Annotated in this window: 15 protein-coding genes; 8 read left to right on the top strand and 7 right to left on the bottom strand. The window is 47.9% G+C overall.

The annotated features are described in order from the left end of the window. Window positions 1–314 precede the first annotated feature (314 nt). From V6C93_RS37430 to V6C93_RS37405, 6 genes are all read left to right on the top strand, one after another. The gene (locus V6C93_RS37430; RefSeq protein WP_333481775.1) at window positions 315–440 is read left to right on the top strand and encodes a hypothetical protein; all 126 of its coding nucleotides are present in this window, start codon (window positions 315–317) and stop codon (window positions 438–440) included. A 541-nt stretch (window positions 441–981) separates the two neighbouring features. Further along, window positions 982–1,191, top strand: coding sequence for a hypothetical protein (locus V6C93_RS37425; RefSeq protein ID WP_333481774.1), 210 nt, complete (start codon window positions 982–984; stop codon window positions 1,189–1,191). Between the two features lie 182 nt (window positions 1,192–1,373). After that, on the top strand, window positions 1,374–3,815 hold the full coding sequence (locus V6C93_RS37420; protein WP_333481773.1) for an endonuclease MutS2: 2,442 nt from the start codon (window positions 1,374–1,376) through the stop codon (window positions 3,813–3,815). A 178-nt stretch (window positions 3,816–3,993) separates the two neighbouring features. After that, window positions 3,994–4,584, top strand: coding sequence for a DUF3038 domain-containing protein (locus V6C93_RS37415; RefSeq protein WP_333481772.1), 591 nt, complete (start codon window positions 3,994–3,996; stop codon window positions 4,582–4,584). 176 nt (window positions 4,585–4,760) lie between these two features. Then, on the top strand, window positions 4,761–6,437 hold the full coding sequence (locus V6C93_RS37410; RefSeq protein ID WP_333481771.1) for a DUF4335 domain-containing protein: 1,677 nt from the start codon (window positions 4,761–4,763) through the stop codon (window positions 6,435–6,437). 261 nt (window positions 6,438–6,698) lie between these two features. Next, entirely contained in the window at window positions 6,699–6,980 is a 282-nt protein-coding gene (locus V6C93_RS37405) for a YiaA/YiaB family inner membrane protein (protein WP_333481770.1), read from the top strand. 58 nt (window positions 6,981–7,038) lie between these two features. Here V6C93_RS37405 and V6C93_RS37400 read toward each other — a convergent pair whose 3' ends face one another. From V6C93_RS37400 to V6C93_RS37390, 3 genes are read right to left on the bottom strand one after another with little or no spacing between them, the layout of a single operon-like run. Further along, window positions 7,039–7,494, bottom strand: coding sequence for a ferredoxin (locus V6C93_RS37400; RefSeq protein ID WP_333481769.1), 456 nt, complete (start codon window positions 7,492–7,494; stop codon window positions 7,039–7,041). Then, a complete protein-coding gene (locus V6C93_RS37395) occupies window positions 7,494–7,880 on the bottom strand; it encodes a DUF1257 domain-containing protein (protein ID WP_333481768.1) in 387 nt (128 codons plus the stop codon). The genes V6C93_RS37400 and V6C93_RS37395 overlap by 1 nt, the downstream gene beginning before the upstream one ends. A gap of 41 nt (window positions 7,881–7,921) precedes the next feature. After that, on the bottom strand, window positions 7,922–8,137 hold the full coding sequence (locus tag V6C93_RS37390) for a DUF2997 domain-containing protein (protein WP_333481767.1): 216 nt from the start codon (window positions 8,135–8,137) through the stop codon (window positions 7,922–7,924). A 362-nt stretch (window positions 8,138–8,499) separates the two neighbouring features. Between V6C93_RS37390 and bioU the strand changes: the two genes are divergently transcribed. Then, window positions 8,500–9,540 carry a (S)-8-amino-7-oxononanoate synthase BioU gene (bioU, locus tag V6C93_RS37385; protein WP_333481766.1) on the top strand — a complete coding sequence of 347 codons (1,041 nt, stop codon included), beginning with the start codon at window positions 8,500–8,502 and terminating at the stop codon, window positions 9,538–9,540. A 72-nt stretch (window positions 9,541–9,612) separates the two neighbouring features. On the opposite strand, the gene V6C93_RS37380 is transcribed toward bioU, so the two are convergent. The 4 genes from V6C93_RS37380 to V6C93_RS37365 form a co-directional block, all read right to left on the bottom strand. After that, the gene (locus tag V6C93_RS37380; RefSeq protein WP_333481765.1) at window positions 9,613–10,212 is read right to left on the bottom strand and encodes a hypothetical protein; all 600 of its coding nucleotides are present in this window, start codon (window positions 10,210–10,212) and stop codon (window positions 9,613–9,615) included. Between the two features lie 194 nt (window positions 10,213–10,406). Next, window positions 10,407–11,624, bottom strand: a complete 1,218-nt coding sequence (locus V6C93_RS37375) for a type II secretion system F family protein (RefSeq protein WP_333481764.1) — start codon at window positions 11,622–11,624, stop codon at window positions 10,407–10,409. 202 nt (window positions 11,625–11,826) lie between these two features. Further along, complete coding sequence (locus tag V6C93_RS37370; RefSeq protein WP_349262965.1) at window positions 11,827–12,942, bottom strand: type IV pilus twitching motility protein PilT; 1,116 nt, start codon at window positions 12,940–12,942, stop codon at window positions 11,827–11,829. A gap of 100 nt (window positions 12,943–13,042) precedes the next feature. Further along, window positions 13,043–15,040: a GspE/PulE family protein gene (locus V6C93_RS37365; RefSeq protein WP_333481762.1), complete on the bottom strand. Its 1,998-nt coding sequence runs from the start codon at window positions 15,038–15,040 to the stop codon at window positions 13,043–13,045. A gap of 751 nt (window positions 15,041–15,791) precedes the next feature. Here V6C93_RS37365 and grpE point away from each other — a divergent pair. Then, a partial coding sequence (gene grpE / locus V6C93_RS37360) for a nucleotide exchange factor GrpE (protein WP_333481761.1) occupies window positions 15,792–16,260 on the top strand: 469 nt, incomplete at its 3' end.

Here is a 16,260-nt window from a genome sequence, read left to right as displayed (position 1 = left end):
AGTACCAGTAGTGGAAGAATTGCTCTCCCCCATTCTTGCGGTGATTCCCTTACAGCTTTTGGCGTATCACATTGCAGCACGGCGTGGCTTGGATGTAGACCAGCCTCGCAACCTCGCTAAGTCTGTTACGGTCGAATAGTTTATTTGTACTATTGATTGAGAGTAGGATTTCCTCAATCAACTCCTGATTGTCTTGGCTTTTAGCTTGCTTGAGATACTCAATGGCAATGTGTCCCGCAGGCGTTTGCTCTTTGGTAATCGCAACGAGCAACTCCACAGCTAGACGGAGTTAAATTTTCTCGATCTGCCTACTGGTGACAATCGGCTCTGCACAAAAATTTAGCTGTGAACCGGATGCCCGAATGGCAGCAATGCAGTTTTCTAGTCAGTTGAAATATCACACTCTAGAAGCAGTAAAAATCATTGAGCAAGACCATTAGGCCCAACCGGGACGACCAAGCAAGCAAACTCAACCCACTTACAAAACCTATCACATTCAAGCGACATTAGTAGTCAATGAGACTGTCCTAGAAAAAGAAAGACAGCAAGCGGGTCGATTTATTCTCGCTACCAATGTCATAGACAAAGAACAACAGACAGCTTTACGTCAAGCCTTAGTTAAAGCTGATGAAAGCCTCCCTAATCAATTAAAAAAGCCCACACATTAGCAGGCTAGTCTCACAAGATTCACACACAAGTGCTATAACTTGCCAAGATAGGAGTTAGATGAGTTAAGTGCATCAGCCCTAATGGTGCCACAGTAACAAAGTACTAAAGCTTGTAGCAATTGCCCTGTATAGTGAACGCCCTTGGCAAATGATTGCCAAAAAACACTTTCTATGCTGTCTTTCCTTCCCAAGTCGGAATCGCTGAAGCGTAAATCTCAGTAGAGTGAAAGAGGCAGCTCTGTCACAATTTGTAATAATTCTTAAAGAATTATCCGCCCGGAAGATTACAGATACATTAATCAGTCTAGAAAAAATGGATAGCAATTCGGCGAATCCAAGGATGCCCCTGACGGCTCAAGACAGGGAAGCCTTAGACGATATATTTAAGACAGTAGCGTCTGACGAAATTAAGCAAATTGAGGAGACAGTGGCTCGCTACTCGGTTGTGCCGCTTGAACCTTGGGAAGAGGCTGGTTGGGTAATCAACAGTTCTTTGCCACCTAACGAAAATCTGAAGGCTTAGGAAATTTTGACGGTGACAGATACTGGAAGACAACCCATGCATCGCTTCGGGAAGCGAGTCTGCCTGTTGTTACTGGGGACGTCTGGAAATGCAGATTACGGTTAATCCCACTCGCTGCGGATTGGGAAATTAGCCCATAATGACGTTAGAGACAGCTTTAACATCTGAGATTTTGATTCAATTTGATTCAATCTGAAACCTTACAACTGCTAGAATGGTCACGCCTGTGCCAGCACCTAGCTACATTTGCCGCTACAAAGCTGGGAGCGATCGCAGCTCATCATCTCCAACCGCCAGCCACTCAGTCTGAGAGCCTGGACTTGCTGGCTCAGACCAAGGAAGTCTATCAACTGGAGGCACGGTTAACCAGTGGGTTATCCTTTGAAGGAATCCAGGATATTGGCGAGTCATTGGAGAGGGCAGAACTTCAAGGACTTTTGTCAGGCGAAGAACTGTTAGCGATCGCAACCACATTGGCTGGCGTTCGACGTTTGCGTCGCGTGATTGATGATCAGGAAGACGTGCCCATCCTCACTGAATTGGTGGCAGAGATGCGGACTTATCCCGAACTGGAGCAAGAAATCCACCACTGTATTGATGATCGAGGGGATGTAGCTGATCGAGCCAGTCCGAAGCTGGCGGGAATCCGCAGCAAGATTAAATCCTTACGAGACCGAATTTACCAAGTTCTTCAGGGAATATTGCAGCGTCAAAGCAGTGCAGTTCAGCAACAGGTGATTACCCAAAGAGGCGATCGCTTCGTTATTCCGGTTAAAGCACCTCAGAAAGACGCGATTCCAGGCATTATACACGATACCTCCAGTACAGGTGCTACGGTTTATATCGAACCCAACGCGATCGTCGGACTCTCGAATCAGCTGAGAATCCATCGGCGTCAAGAGCAAACCGAAGAAGAATCAATTCTGCGAGCCCTGACACAGCAGGTGGCAACCGTTAAGCCCGACTTAGAGAAGTTGTTAGCCATTGCGACAGCGCTGGATTTGGCAACAGCAAAAGCACGGTATAGCTTGTGGTTGCAAGCCAATCCGCCCAGATTCATTGACCGCCCTGCTGGAGAAATCATTACGCTGCGCGAACTCCGACATCCCTTGTTAGTCTGGCAGCAGCAGCACGAACAAGGGACACCGGTTGTTCCGATTAACGTGCACATTCAGCCGTCCATTCGAGTGGTAGCCATTACTGGCCCCAATACGGGTGGTAAAACGGTTACCTTGAAAACGCTGGGCTTGGCGGCATTAATGGCAAAGGTGGGTCTATTCGTCCCAGCCAGAGAACCGGTGGAACTGCCTTGGTTTGAGTATGTACTGGCAGATATCGGGGATGAACAGTCGATCGAGCAGAGTTTATCGACTTTTTCGGGTCACATTCGCCGGATTAGTCGGATTATTGAAGAGTTGAAGGTTGAAAGTTGGGAAGAAAGCCTTCAACCTTCAACCCCCGAAAAACTTTCAACCCCCCACCCTTCCCTAGTCTTGCTTGATGAAGTCGGTGCAGGAACTGACCCGGCTGAGGGCAGTGCTTTGGCGATCGCGCTGTTGCAACACTTGGCAGATACAGCACAGTTAACCGTGGCTACCACTCACTATGGCGAACTCAAGGCGCTGAAATATCAAGATGAGCGGTTTGAGAATGCCTCGGTTGAGTTTGATGATAGTACCCTACAACCGACTTATCGGTTATTGTGGGGCATTCCTGGTCGTTCTAACGCCCTCTCGGTGGCACGACGCCTGGGGTTAAACCCCAACGTGGTTGACCAGGCTCAAACGCTGATTGGCGGTGCATCCGAAGATATCAACCAAGTGATTGCGGGTTTAGAAGCCCAACGGCGTCGCCAGGAAACGAAGGCAAGAGAGGCAACCCAGTTACTACAACAAGCTGAACGCCTGCATCAAGAGGTATCGGATCGGGCAAGGCTGTTAAATGAACGAGAGCGGGTGTTGAAGCTGTCTCAGGAGAAGGCAGTGCAGGAAGCGCTGATTCAAGCCAAGGAAGAAATCGCTCAAGTGATTCGGACGTTGCAGCAAGGGCCACAAATGGCTCAAAATGCCCAAAAAGCCAGCGAGGCTCTCAAGGAAATTGCCCAGCGTCATCTTCCGGCGAAGCCGCCTGCCAAACAGAAACCAGGGTTTAAACCAAACGTGGGCGATCGCATCCGTATTCCCCGCTTAAATCAGACGGCTGAGGTGCTGAGTGCCCCAGATGAGGATGGTGAACTCACAGTACGATTCGGCTTAATGAAAATGACTGTGTTGCTTTCTGATGTGGAATCCCTCGATGGGCAAAAAGCCGAGATGCCAGTCAAACAAAAAGTAACTCCGGCACATACCCCTGCTGTAGCGTCGCCACCGTCTCCAGTTGTCCGAACGCCTAAAAATACGATTGATATTCGGGGCAAGCACGTAGCAGACGCTGAGTTTGACTTGGAGCAAGGGATTTCTGAAGCAACCCAATTGGGGACACTGTGGATTATCCACGGAAAAGGAACGGGAAAGCTGCGCCAAGGAGTTCATGCCTTCCTGGAACGACATCCCCTGGTTGAGCGGTTTGAGTTGGCTGAACAAGCTGAGGGTGGTACAGGTGTTACACTGGCTTACCTTAAATAGTGGGTAATCATTATCAAACAGCCCATTACCCATTACCCAGTTAAGAATTATTAACTCAAACGGCAAAACTTTCAGAACTATCACTATACGGCTGGAAACTTGCCGTAAACTCTGGTAGTCGTGTTTCAAGATTGGTAACTGCTCTCCGCCCCCTAAATTGGTCACCTACTCTAAAGCTATGCGCTCTACCGCAAAGACGCCGCCACCATCTGCCTCTTGGGAGGAATTGCCTCTGGGTCAAGCGCCAGACCCATTGGAGCTGGATAATATTAAAACCCAGCTGGATTTGATATTACTGGCGCTGGAAGCCTTAGCAGGCATTGGTTCTGAGGCGATGCTCCAGGCAGCAGCTGACTTAAATTTAGAGTCGATGGTGTCGGATCGGGTGGGTCTATGGCGTCTGCGGCAGTCCAACCCTCTGCGCAAAAGCTCAGGAGGGCGGAAAAAGTTAGATGTGGAAGAAGCGCGATCGCTCGTTCTCATTATCTGCCACCTAGCAAAACAGCATCAGGAGTTAATCCGTCGTGCTGTCGCGCTTTTGGAACAAATGGCAGAACAAAACAATGAACCCCATCACGCGGCTCTGTTGGGAGATTATCTCGATACGTTTAGCAACACCTACCAGGAGCGCATGGAGCAAGGAGAAAATGTATCGCCTGATCGGTTGACTCAACTGGCTCTTAAACTGCTCATCGATCTGCTGTTCTATAGCGGCCCCAACGGTCACCGACGCCTCTGGCTAGCACTGCTGGAGCGAGCGCGAGACTGAAGTCCTCTAGCCCCTAAAAGTGAGGAGCGAGGAGTTATATCATTTTGGATTTTGGATTATATATCAAGAGACTCCGAAGCCAATATGTGGGGGATAAAAAAACAATACAACAATTCTGTTGGCTTGCTCTTAACACCACTCTCCCCTAACTCAACCCTCAAAACTTTTTTAATCTCATGCCTCTATCAAATTCAAACTTACGACGATATACTCCCCCAACCTGCACTCTGGAAATCGCGGCAAAAGCTTCGCCTTTATCACGATTTGTCGGAAGATCCGTACTGAAGGGCTTACGCTTCGAGCTTCGTTTTGATGACCCGCGACAGTCTGATGACAAACGGGTAACTATCCGAGGCGATCACACGGAGCTAGAAATGTTATGTGAAGCGGTAAACAGTTACGTACAAAACTTTCTCGAATCGCCCTCAACACAACTGCCACTCATCTCGCGGGCAGCAACGGCGGCTAGTAGCTCAACCCCTAGTGAAAATGTCGGCCAGGATTTCCTCGCTTCACCCACCTCTAATGTGATGAACTCGGATGCGATCGCGTCTCGCTCCCTTTACCCAGAATCCGACAGGGTAGATGATTTAGGGGTAGAGCCTAATCTCAAGGGCAACTCCAAACTGCGATCGCTTAAATCCCGGTCTCTGGCTACAGATATTTACCTGGAACCCAAAGGCTTACTTGCCCATAACCTGATTCTCGGTCACTTGGCGACTGAAGAATCCGGGCCATTTGTTAAGCTGAGTGTCACCCAGCTATTCGACCTGGCAACAGCGTTGGATGAATATGCAGCTGAGGCGGTGGCATTACCGAAACTCAACGTTTTGAGTTGGAAAAAAGCCCCACCGGCTTGGTCAGGTACAGCGGCAGCTGTAGTGCTGGCAGTGGGAGTCACAGCGGCGGCAGTGAAATACTTCGATCAACCTAAAACCCAGCCCGTAACAACCGCGAGTCAACCGACGCCAACGCCTTCTCCCACCCAAGCGACGCCATTACCAACAGCGTCGATCGCTCTTTTACCAACGCCAACGGTGCCACTACCTCTATCTACTGCACCCACGATGCCGCCCCCGTCTCGTGTAAATATTCCATCGACTCCTGGACCGCTCAATTTACCGCTAGGGAGTCAGCGATCAACGAATCCTTCCTTAGGAAATCAACGCCAGACTACGACTATCTCTGTTAACCCTGCTGAACCCCCAGTTACCAATGCCAAGCGTCCTGATACCTCTATTCTTCCAGGTAGCATAGCCTCTCGCCCTAACTCTATAGCCGCTAGTCCTACAATTGCTATTTCTAAGAGGAGCCCCTCTCCCTCCTCTGCTCAAAAGGCTCCCCCTGAAAAGCCTGCAACGCGACCCAATAAACCCAGCGTACCGGAAACAGCCCCATCACTACCGGATTTGCCATCTCTCAAACCTGGCACCTCTACAGCTTCTAATTCTGGCGATCAGTCTAGTCCTCCAGCTTCCGCCCGCACGACTTCTCCCTCAGCCCAGACAAACCAGTCCGCATCTGCCCCAACCGATACGGCGGATAGAAACAATACTCTGTTTGATAAAATCCCTCAAGTCGGAGAGGTTAGAGACTATCTCCAACAACGCTGGCAACCCCCTTCGGGCTTGACACAAATCCTGGAATATTATGTCTTGCTCAACCTGAATGGTACAGTTGAACGAATTATTCCTATCAACAGCTCAGCCGTAGAAAATCTCAACCGCACAAATATACCAATGCCCGGTGAACCGTTTGTTTCTGCTGTCCAGGGAGAAGGAAATCCCAAAATCCGCGTGGTTTTTAACCCGGATGGTAAGGTACAGACCTTTTATGAGGGAAGAGAAAGATAAGATTGGTCAAGAATTATTACTGCAAAACGATCTGCTCATTGCTACCCAATCAACAGCTTTTCCAGGACTATTCCCATCCAATTTTAAAACTGTCACATTGATAGGAAAGTGGAACTGGCGATTTTAAGCCATTTGACGCCACGATCTGTGTAACTTTTTCTGTACAGTTGAAAAACTGTCTCGACCTTCCATTCTCTTTTAAGCCAAAATTAATACCATAAGAAGAAATTTTTTGCTTCTGTCATTTGAGGTAGCAGGACTATGCAAGCACCAGTGGGAAATCAGACACACAGTACAGGATGGGTCGTTCAATCCTGGTCTTCTTTTGCGATCGCCGTTATTGCCATGACGATTGGCATTCTGAACCTTCCTGTAGATAATTGGGTAAAAGGCTACATGAGCATGGGTTTAGCGTTTACCGTTGGCTCTACATTCAGTGTGGCGAAAACAACAAGAGATATGCATGAAGCGAAAAGAATCACCTCAAGAATCGAGGAAGCAAGAGTGGAAAAACTCCTCAACGAACACCACCCCCTAAAATAAAACCCCCAACAGCGCTCAGCCATCAAGGGTTTTGGGTATGGGAGGGTAGACAAACAGTCTATTGATGTTCTTTTCTAGCCTTTTTACGCTGTTGTTTCAGCTTCTTTTGCCGACTCTGGATGGCAATCAAACTGTGGTCAATCGGATAACCAACAACCGGAATCACCTGATATTGACGTTCTTCCTCAAGATGCTTTAGTTCGGTGTAATCGACCCAGTGAATACAATCAACGGGACAAGTATCGATCGCTTCCTGAACCACTTCTTCTGCGTCGCCATCTTGCCGAACTACGCGCGATCGCCCATAATCAGGCTCGATATAAAAGGTGTTCCGAGCGACATGGGCACAGTGCTTACAGCCAATACAGGTAATTTCATCTACATAAACACCCTTCTGCCGTAGAACACCGCCGAGCTCTGGTTCAAAGCCAGAACGCTCTGGTGCATCACGAAAAATGCCCCCTAGTTCTGGCTCTAAACCTGATCGCTCCGGTATCGGGGAGGAATCAGACATCACGCACTCCAGCGTTGGACAACTAGACGGATGGAACCATCTGCATTTTTTTGTTGCTCGGCAACTTGAAAACCTTGCTTCTCGGTCTCTTGAATCACCGTATGGTAAGCATAACGCTGCGTCACCCGGTTGAGGAAGCCATCCACAGACAAAGGCTGCTTCCAATACTGCAAGTCCGCAATTAGTTCGTATTCGTTCCCATTCCAACTAAAGCCGATGTCATAGTCATTCTCTTGTTCAATAACAACTTCGGCACTGCGGGTTTGGCCTTGATAACCTCGAACTGAGCGAGGGCCAGCTTTCCAATCAACACCTAGATCGGATAAAGCGGCTTCTAAAGAGGTGAGATTACGGATTTGAGTCTTTATGTTACTGAAATGTGACATGGTTGTTTATAAACGAACTACGCTAGGTTGAACAAAAAAATTTACCAATCGCTGAAAGTCGCGTGAGCCGTTGCTTGGGCTGACTGAGACAGTTTTTGGGCGAAGTACTCTGAGGTTGTTTCCTGAGAAACAACTCGTCCTAACTGAGCTTCAATCGCTGCTGTTACCTCTGCACAAGAGGCTCCGATAATGCCAGTGACTTTTTCTTGGACTCTACCATCTGGATAGATGATGAACTCTAAGGTTTCCATGCTCATGATTGATTGCTGGGTAATCCTCAATTCGTGCCTGGAGCAGTGACTTAAGAGCAGTTTATGGTGTCTCGCCTTCCCTAAGACGACCGCACTGATAGGCTAATTGCTGCTCAATCGAATTAGAGCAACCGCATCACTACTACTCATTTTTAAACAATACTTAATATTCTACTAGGAGCCTACTCTAGTTTTTAGTTAAGTTTCGCGTATGTTTTGAGTGCAGTCAAGCGACTAAGTTTCCTTAAAAGTAGACTTTTACAAAAATATACATGATCAGATCTGGGCTTCCTTGTGTCTGGGGGTCGATCTGTAGAGCCAGTGAACCTGGATAATTAAAATCTGTTTTATTTACAAAGTCAGACAAGATGAGTGACAAGCAAGGCATCAGTCCAACTGACGCAACAACGGCTAATTTCCTCTTCAGCCAGCCAGTACGGGTAGGTGTTCTGGGCTTTGGGGGTTTGGGACAAGCCGCTGCCCGAGTTCTCGCGCCCAAACGTGAAATGCTTTGGGTGGCAGCCGCCGATCAAAAAGGCTATGCCTATGACAGCGCTGGCTTGAACCCAGATACCTGTATCGCGGCTTACCAGGCTCAAGGTTCAGTGGGCTATGTCGAGCCAATAGGCACCCTCAGCAACCACAGCATCCTGGAGTTAATCGAAAAAGCCCCTGTAGATGGGTATTTCCTGGCGCTGCCGAATTTACCCAATACCTTTATGGCTTCAGTCATACAACAATTTATCCAAGCGGGTTGGCAGGGGGTTTTGGTGGACGCCCTCAAGCGCACGAGTGCTGTTGAGCAGCTATTAGCACTACAAAATGAGCTGCAAGCCGCAGGCATTACCTACATGACGGGCTGCGGTGCAACACCAGGGCTATTGACAGCCGCCGCGACTTTAGCGGCTCAGAGTTACGCCGAGATTCACCAGGTAAAAATTACGTTTGGTGTAGGGATTGCCAACTGGGAAGCCTATCGAGCCACCATTCGGGAAGATATTGCCCACCTCCCTGGCTACGATGTTGACCGTGCTCGGAGTATGAGTGATGCCGAGGTGGAAGCCTTATTGGATCGAACCGATGGCATCCTGCACTTGGAGAATATGGAACACGCAGATGATGTAATGTTAGAACTAGCTGGGATTTGTCCGCGCGAGCGCGTCACGGTCGGCGGCGTTGTCGATACCCGCAATCCCAAGAAACCTCTGAGTACAAATGTTCAAGTCACAGGCCGTACCTTTGAGGGAAAAATCTCGACTCATACCTTTACTCTAGGTGATGAGACCAGCATGGCAGCTAATGTTTGTGGTCCTGCTTTTGGCTACCTCAAAGCTGGGGTATCCCTACATCAGCGAGGCATGTATGGTCTGTTTACCGCTGCTGAAGTGATGCCGAAATTTGTAAAGTAGGAGTTACAGGTTAGCAGGTTGCAGGTTGCAGGTTAGAACCTTCAACTTTCAACCTTCAACTTTCATCAACCTTCAACCCTTTTCGGTGGTTGGGCTTTCAGGAGACAACGTTTCTACGTTTTCCTCTTTTTCTAAAACCTCTGGAACCTGCATCACAAAAGGTAGACAGCCACCCAGCAGTCCTCGCTGAATTCGTTCTGGCGTTTCGGGAAAGACAACAAACAGTGGATAAAGGCGATCATTCCCTTCACTCAGAACGTGTTGATGGCGAGGAGGCATTAGCCATTCGTAGTCTTTGTCCAGCAACACTTGCGTCTGACGCCAGCGACTGAGCAGGTTGGAAAAGTCTTCGTGGGGGCGATGAATAAAGACAAAAATCTCAACCCCCATCTTAATTTTCCATTCTGGATCGCACATCAAAATGGCGACATCACAGGGCAGGCAAACAGCTTCTTCTGAGGCTGTATAACTAATTTGGTTTTGTCCAGTCGGAGGTTTAGGATGACGAATTCGCACAATTGGTAAGGGAATAGTAATCACGCTCTCGTCAGGTCGGCGCATACTGGGAATTGTTTCCAAGTAGGGTCGGTGTTTCTTGAGCAGCGCGATCGCACCCTCATGGTTACTAAACTCGGCCAAACTAGTTTCGTAGTCAGATTGCTTAACAGGCATTTTCTTATCTTAATAAATGGTAATAACTAACCCAATTTTATTAATAGTTGAGCAAGACTGAGCAAGGGGACTGGTTTGAATAAGTAGAGGGTTACAACGCCTTTTGGTATGTGAACCAACGTTGAAAACCCTCTGTAGTGAAAGCTGTTCGGTAATTTAAGAATTTCTCCTCTTGCTGATGAACGCTGTGACTTCTAGCCTAGAGCGTCATACAGCTTAAACAGCGGCAGATACATTGAAAGTAGAATCACCGCCACCATGCCTGCCAGAAGAACCATCATGATGGGTTCGATCAGACTGGTAAGGGCTTTTACGGCTTGCTCCACCTCATCTTCATAAAAGTCCGCCACTTTCATCATCATGGAATCTAACTCCCCTGTTTCTTCACCGATACTGATCATCTGAATGGCGAGGAGAGGAAAAACTTGCTCTTTTTGGAATGCGAGGCTAATCATCCCACCTTGTTGAATCTCTAGCTTTGCCGCCTCCACCGCATTGGCAATCACTTGGTTTCCTGACGTATCTCGGACAATGTCTAAGGATTGAAGGATGGGTACCCCCGAGCGGGTCAACGTTCCAAAAATTCGGCAGAAACGAGCAACTGCTGATTTTTGGTTCAGGTCGCCAAATAGCGGCATTTTCAACAAAAAGCCATCGATTTGTACGCGACCAACTGGCGTTTTATAGTACCATCGAAAGGCTAAGGAGACAGCCATAATAATAGCGATCGGGATGATGATTCTCCAGCTTCTCATGATCTCGCTCAAAGCGACCATAAAGGCTGTCAGAGCGGGTAACTCTACCTCCAGTTCCTTGAAAATACCCGCAAAGATCGGGATGAGAAATATCGTCATCGCCATAAAGATAATGAGCGCCAAAACTCCGACTGCCGTGGGGTAAGCCATAGCAGATTTGACTTGGTTTTGTAGCCGCGCCATATCCTCAAGAACTTTGGCTAAGCGGTTGAGTACCTCGTCAAGGACACCCCCAACCTCACCCGCTTGCACCATACAAACGTATAGATTATCAAAGCAATCCGGGTGTTTACGCATGGAGTCCGAGAGACTAGTACCCTGCTGCACCTCGCCGCTTATAGAAACAAGTGCTTTTTTCAGCTTGGGATTGGGACACTGCTCAGATAAAACGCCGAGACATCGCACCATAGCCACACCTGCGTTGACCATAGCCGCAAATTGGCGCGAAAATACAGCTTTATCTTTGACCGTAAGCTTGCTAAATTTGGCATTAAGCTCTGAAAAGTCAATATCCAGGCTGAATGCTTTCTTGACAGCCCCAACAGAAGCATATCGATTTTGAAGAATGGTACGGGCTTGTTCGGGAGAGTTCGCTTCAATTTTCTCTTTTTTTGCGTTTCCTCTTGTGTCCCGAACCTCAGCGATAAAGGTAGGCATAATATGCGTCTTGATGAAAGGAAAGCATCGTTAGATGGGTAATCGGTAATCGGTAATTGGGCTAACTTTGATTTAGTAGCTATTAACTCTTACCAAGAGGTTACAAATGAAGTAATTCACTGGAGTTGATATCATTCTCAAGATTAATGATGGGAAGGGGCGTTCTTCTTGCCCCCACGAAATCCACGCCTTAACTAGAGAATTAGCGGGCAACCTTAGCTCCCATGTTACCCATCGCACTTCCAGCACCAGCCAAAATCCGCTGCAACTCTTCAGGCTTAGAACTCTTAGACACAGCGGCTTCAAAGGAAATCTGACCCGTTTTAACCAGATTCGCTAGCGACTGTTCCATCGTCTGCATCCCCATTTTTGAACCGGTTTGGATGGCGGAGTAGATTTGAGCTACTTTTCCTTCCCGGATCAAGTTTGCGATCGCAGGCGTCACAATCATAATTTCTTGTCCCATCACCCGACCAAACTCACCCGGCTTGGGATTTTTCTTGGGTATTAAGGTTTGACTAAATACGGCAATTAAAGAGTTAGAAAGCTGAGCATTGATTTGTTGTTGTTGCTCTGGCGGGAACACGTCGATAATCCGGTTGATCGTCGAAGCAGCAGAGCTAGTATGCAGTGTCCCCATCACTAAGTGACCTGTTTCCGCTGCCGAAATAGCTAGAGAAATGGTTTCCAAATCCCGCATTTCTCCGACCAAAATTACATCCGGGTCTTCCCGTAATGCTGCTTTCAGGGCATTGGCAAAGCTTTTAGTATCTTCACCCTTTTGACGTTGGTGAACCAAACTTTTGATGTTGGGGAACACATATTCAATTGGGTCTTCAACCGTCAGAATATGTTCGGGTCGGGTTCGATTAATCAGGTCAACCATTGCCGCTAGGGTGGTTGTTTTACCAGACCCCGTCGGTCCGGTGACTAAGACTAAGCCTCTGGGTCTCTCACTCATTTCCCGAACAATATCGGGCAAATTTAATTGGTCAAAGTTAGGAATTTTGGAAGACAACGCCCTCAAGCAAGCAGCATAGTAACCCCGTTCTTTGTAGACATTAACCCGGAAACGAGCCAATCCCTTAACACCATAGGAACAATCTAATTCCCAATTCTGCTCCAACTCCTTGCGTTGGGTATTATTGAGCATACTAAAGATGAGTTTCTGACACTCATGGGGAGTCAGCGGGTCTTCGTGAATGGGCTGAAGTTTTCCACTAATCCGAAAGTAGACAGGTGCACCTGATTGAATGTGCATATCTGACCCGCCCATTTCAATCAACTGCTCCATCAAGTCTTCAATCATTAGTTCCATTGCCATGACGCTGTCTCCTTAGTAGTTTTTGGTTCACGGTTGTTGAGTGTGAGTTGTTAGTTGGAACAAGAGTTTACAATTCACAACTAAAACTGTATTTTTAGTCCTGAAAACGAGGTGTCATGCAGTAAGGACAGTCTAGCCACTCCTGCTGTAATGTGGCTGAGCAAGTCCGACAGCTGAGAGAACTCTTACGTTTGGCTTTGCGTTCGGCTTCTAGCCCCGAATCTGTAAAGGTCACACGTTCCACTTCATCCAGTGTCGTGTAGCCTTGCTGTACCAGATTTAAGCTATAGGCTAATAAAGTAGTCATTCCCTCTTCTACAGCGGCTTCCTTCAGTCGCTCGGCTGGAGCAGCTTCGTTGATTAAGGTTTGAAGGCGATCGCTAATGCGCATGACTTCATAAACACCCACACGTCCTTTGTAGCCAACACCATTACACTTTTGACAGAGTTTACCTTTAGCTCTGGCTTCCTGAATTTCATCGGGTTGCAGGGTGTTGGCCTGATAGAGCATGATTTCGCCTTCACGGGAGGTCGATAGACCAAAGCGAGCTAATTCGGCAGAGGTTGGCACGTAAGTAATGCGACAATCGGAGCAAACACGTCGAATCAATCGTTGCGCCAATACTCCCAACAGAGCATTGGAAACCATGAAGGGTTCTACGCCCATTTCGTCCAATCGTGGGATCGCACCTGCGGCGTCATTTGTGTGAAGCGTGGTTAGTACTAAGTGACCCGTGAGCGCCGCTTCAATAGCCGTTTTAGCCGTTTCCTTATCCCTCGTCTCACCAACCAGAATCACGTCCGGGTCTTGCCGCAAAAAAGACCGTAGAATCGAGGCAAAGTCCATGCCCTTCTCACGCAGCACCTGCACCTGAGTAATCCCGGCTAAGGAATATTCAATGGGGTCTTCCGCCGTACTGATATTGACTCCAGGATCATTCCGTTCAGCCAGCATCGAGTATAAGGTTGTGGATTTACCCGAACCCGTGGGGCCAGTTACCAAAATCAGGCCAAAGGGACGGTTGGCCATTTCCCGAACCGTTTCCAGCGTATCTTGGTCAGTAATCAACTTATCCAAACCCAACTGGGTTTGCTCGTTGTCCAAAATTCGTAGAACAACTTTTTCACCATAGCGGCTGGGCAAGGTACTGACTCGAAAGTCAACTTTGCGGCCTTGGTACATCCGCCGAATTTTACCGTCTTGAGGCAGGCGTCGTTCCGCAATATCCAGTTCCGCCATAATTTTGAAACGCGCCGAAACCGCTGGAGTGATTTTCTTCGGTAAAGGCTCGAAGGCTTGGCGCAGCACGCCATCTTTCCGGAACCGGATACGTAGAGAATTTTCTTGCGGTTCGACGTGAATATCTGAAACTCCCTCTTGCAGTGCCTTGGCAAGAACTTTGTTAACCAGGTTGATTACAGGAGCATCTTCTGCACCCTTCAAATCTAGCTCGGCTTCTTCGTCCGGTGCATCAGATAAAGTATCGAGGCTATCTATATTCTGAAGATCTTGTTGTACGTCTACAGCTTGCTCGACCTCCATCTGCTTTTGCTTAGCCAGCTTTTCATCGAGGTACTTGGAAATGATCTGCTGATAGTCTTCTTGAGTTATGACCATCCGTTGCAGCGCAATTCCCTGAGGTCGCAAGATACGGTTAAGATCATCCTGAGCATCGAGATTATCGGGATCTACCATCGCCACCAGTACTGATGGAGGCTGGGTTTCATTCTTCGATAACGGTACTAGGCGATAGCGACGACAGATATCAATGGGGAGCAGTGTGTCTATCAGTTCACCCAGTTGGTGAGTAGCAATTTCATTAATTTCCGGATCGAGCGACTCAACTCCGTAAAGGACTTTTAGCTCAAATAACTGCTGTTTTTTGTACTGGCGGAGTAAGTCGGGGGACAGCTGACGCCCCGTCATTGATTCGAGAATCTCCGTCAAGGGTCTTCCTGACTTGCGGGATTCCACCAACGCATTTTGCATCTGGTCAGTGTCAACGTAACCTGACGCAATCAAGGATTTACCAAAGGGCGAAACCTCGTTGCGAACAATCAGGGCACGTCGTTGTGATGAGGAGTTAGTCATAGCGGCTGAGAGTATTTCCTTACGTTACAATTTATTCCCGAATTCACAAATCCTTCTCAAAAGCTTGGTTAAGTTGTATTTGAGAAGCTGGCATCAGGGCAACAAACGTCCACTGATACTTTTAGAAGACTCTAGCGAGAGGAAGAAAAGCTCTGTCCTTAAGTCGGTTGCGTTGTCGCCCTCTTTGGGGAAGACTTTTCTTTTCTGAGTCCTGTCGGATGCCAACGCGCTTTGATTATAAATATCCTGACAAGGATGAAACCCCAGTTTTCATCCGATAAGCTGAAGTTGATACAATGATGCGGGCTAGCACGAGCAGCATTATTCATTATGTAGAATATTCTGATAATAGCTTTTACTAACTCGCGCTTGCACAGCTCCCACAAGACAGTTTGTCAAACATGGCAGCGTAATCCTGGGTCATATCGGTGACACTGACAAAGAGAAATAGGTGTTTAGAGGGACACGAGGAGTGTTACATTGGGTTAGAAGCGCAATGTGTTACAGCTGAAGATATTTTAAAGATGGGCAAAAATGCTGGCATCTGGAAGTAGCTCCCGCCTCGCCTATCCAGAGAGGCGAGTGATATTCAGCCGAGGCACACTAAAATTTGAGGAAGCCGCGATCCCGCGCCGAGGCGTAGCGCTTCTTCAAGGTTGCCAAAAACTTGTACGGGATCAGGTTGCTAGTGGAAAAACAAAAAAGTAAATCGCAGGTACTAGCAGTCTTTATAAGTGGGGATGAGTAGAGCATGATCGACGAAGAAAAGCAGCCAGATAGTACTTCACAGCCGACGGATGAGGCAGTTGCTAGCCAAGGACTTAGTGACCCAGTAGCGGCAGCAGCAGAGGGCGACTTGATAGATTTAGAGTCGCTACCGGAACTGGAGGAACAAACCGCCGATTCAAAATCGGTATCAGCCAACCTCGAAGGGGCCAATGGGGAGGAACAGGCAACTCAAGCTGTAGCCGATGCAGCAGCAGGCGATGGGCAGTTAGAGACACTCTCAAGCTTGAGGCAGGAAAATGAAGCCTTGAAGGCTCACCTAGAAGACATAAATCAGCAAAGCGAAGCATTAAAGATTCAATCTATGCGGATTGCCGCAGATTTTGATAATTTCCGCAAGCGTACACGCAAAGAGAAAGAAGATTTAGAGCAGCAGATCAAGCGGGTCACGCTGAGTGAATTACTACCAGTGGTGGATAACTTTGAGCGAGCGC

Origin of the sequence: Allocoleopsis sp., assembly GCF_036703385.1 — a bacterium.
In the GTDB taxonomy this organism is placed as follows: Bacteria; Cyanobacteriota; Cyanobacteriia; order Cyanobacteriales; family Coleofasciculaceae; genus Allocoleopsis.
This window is presented reverse-complemented; position numbering and strand designations above follow the sequence as displayed.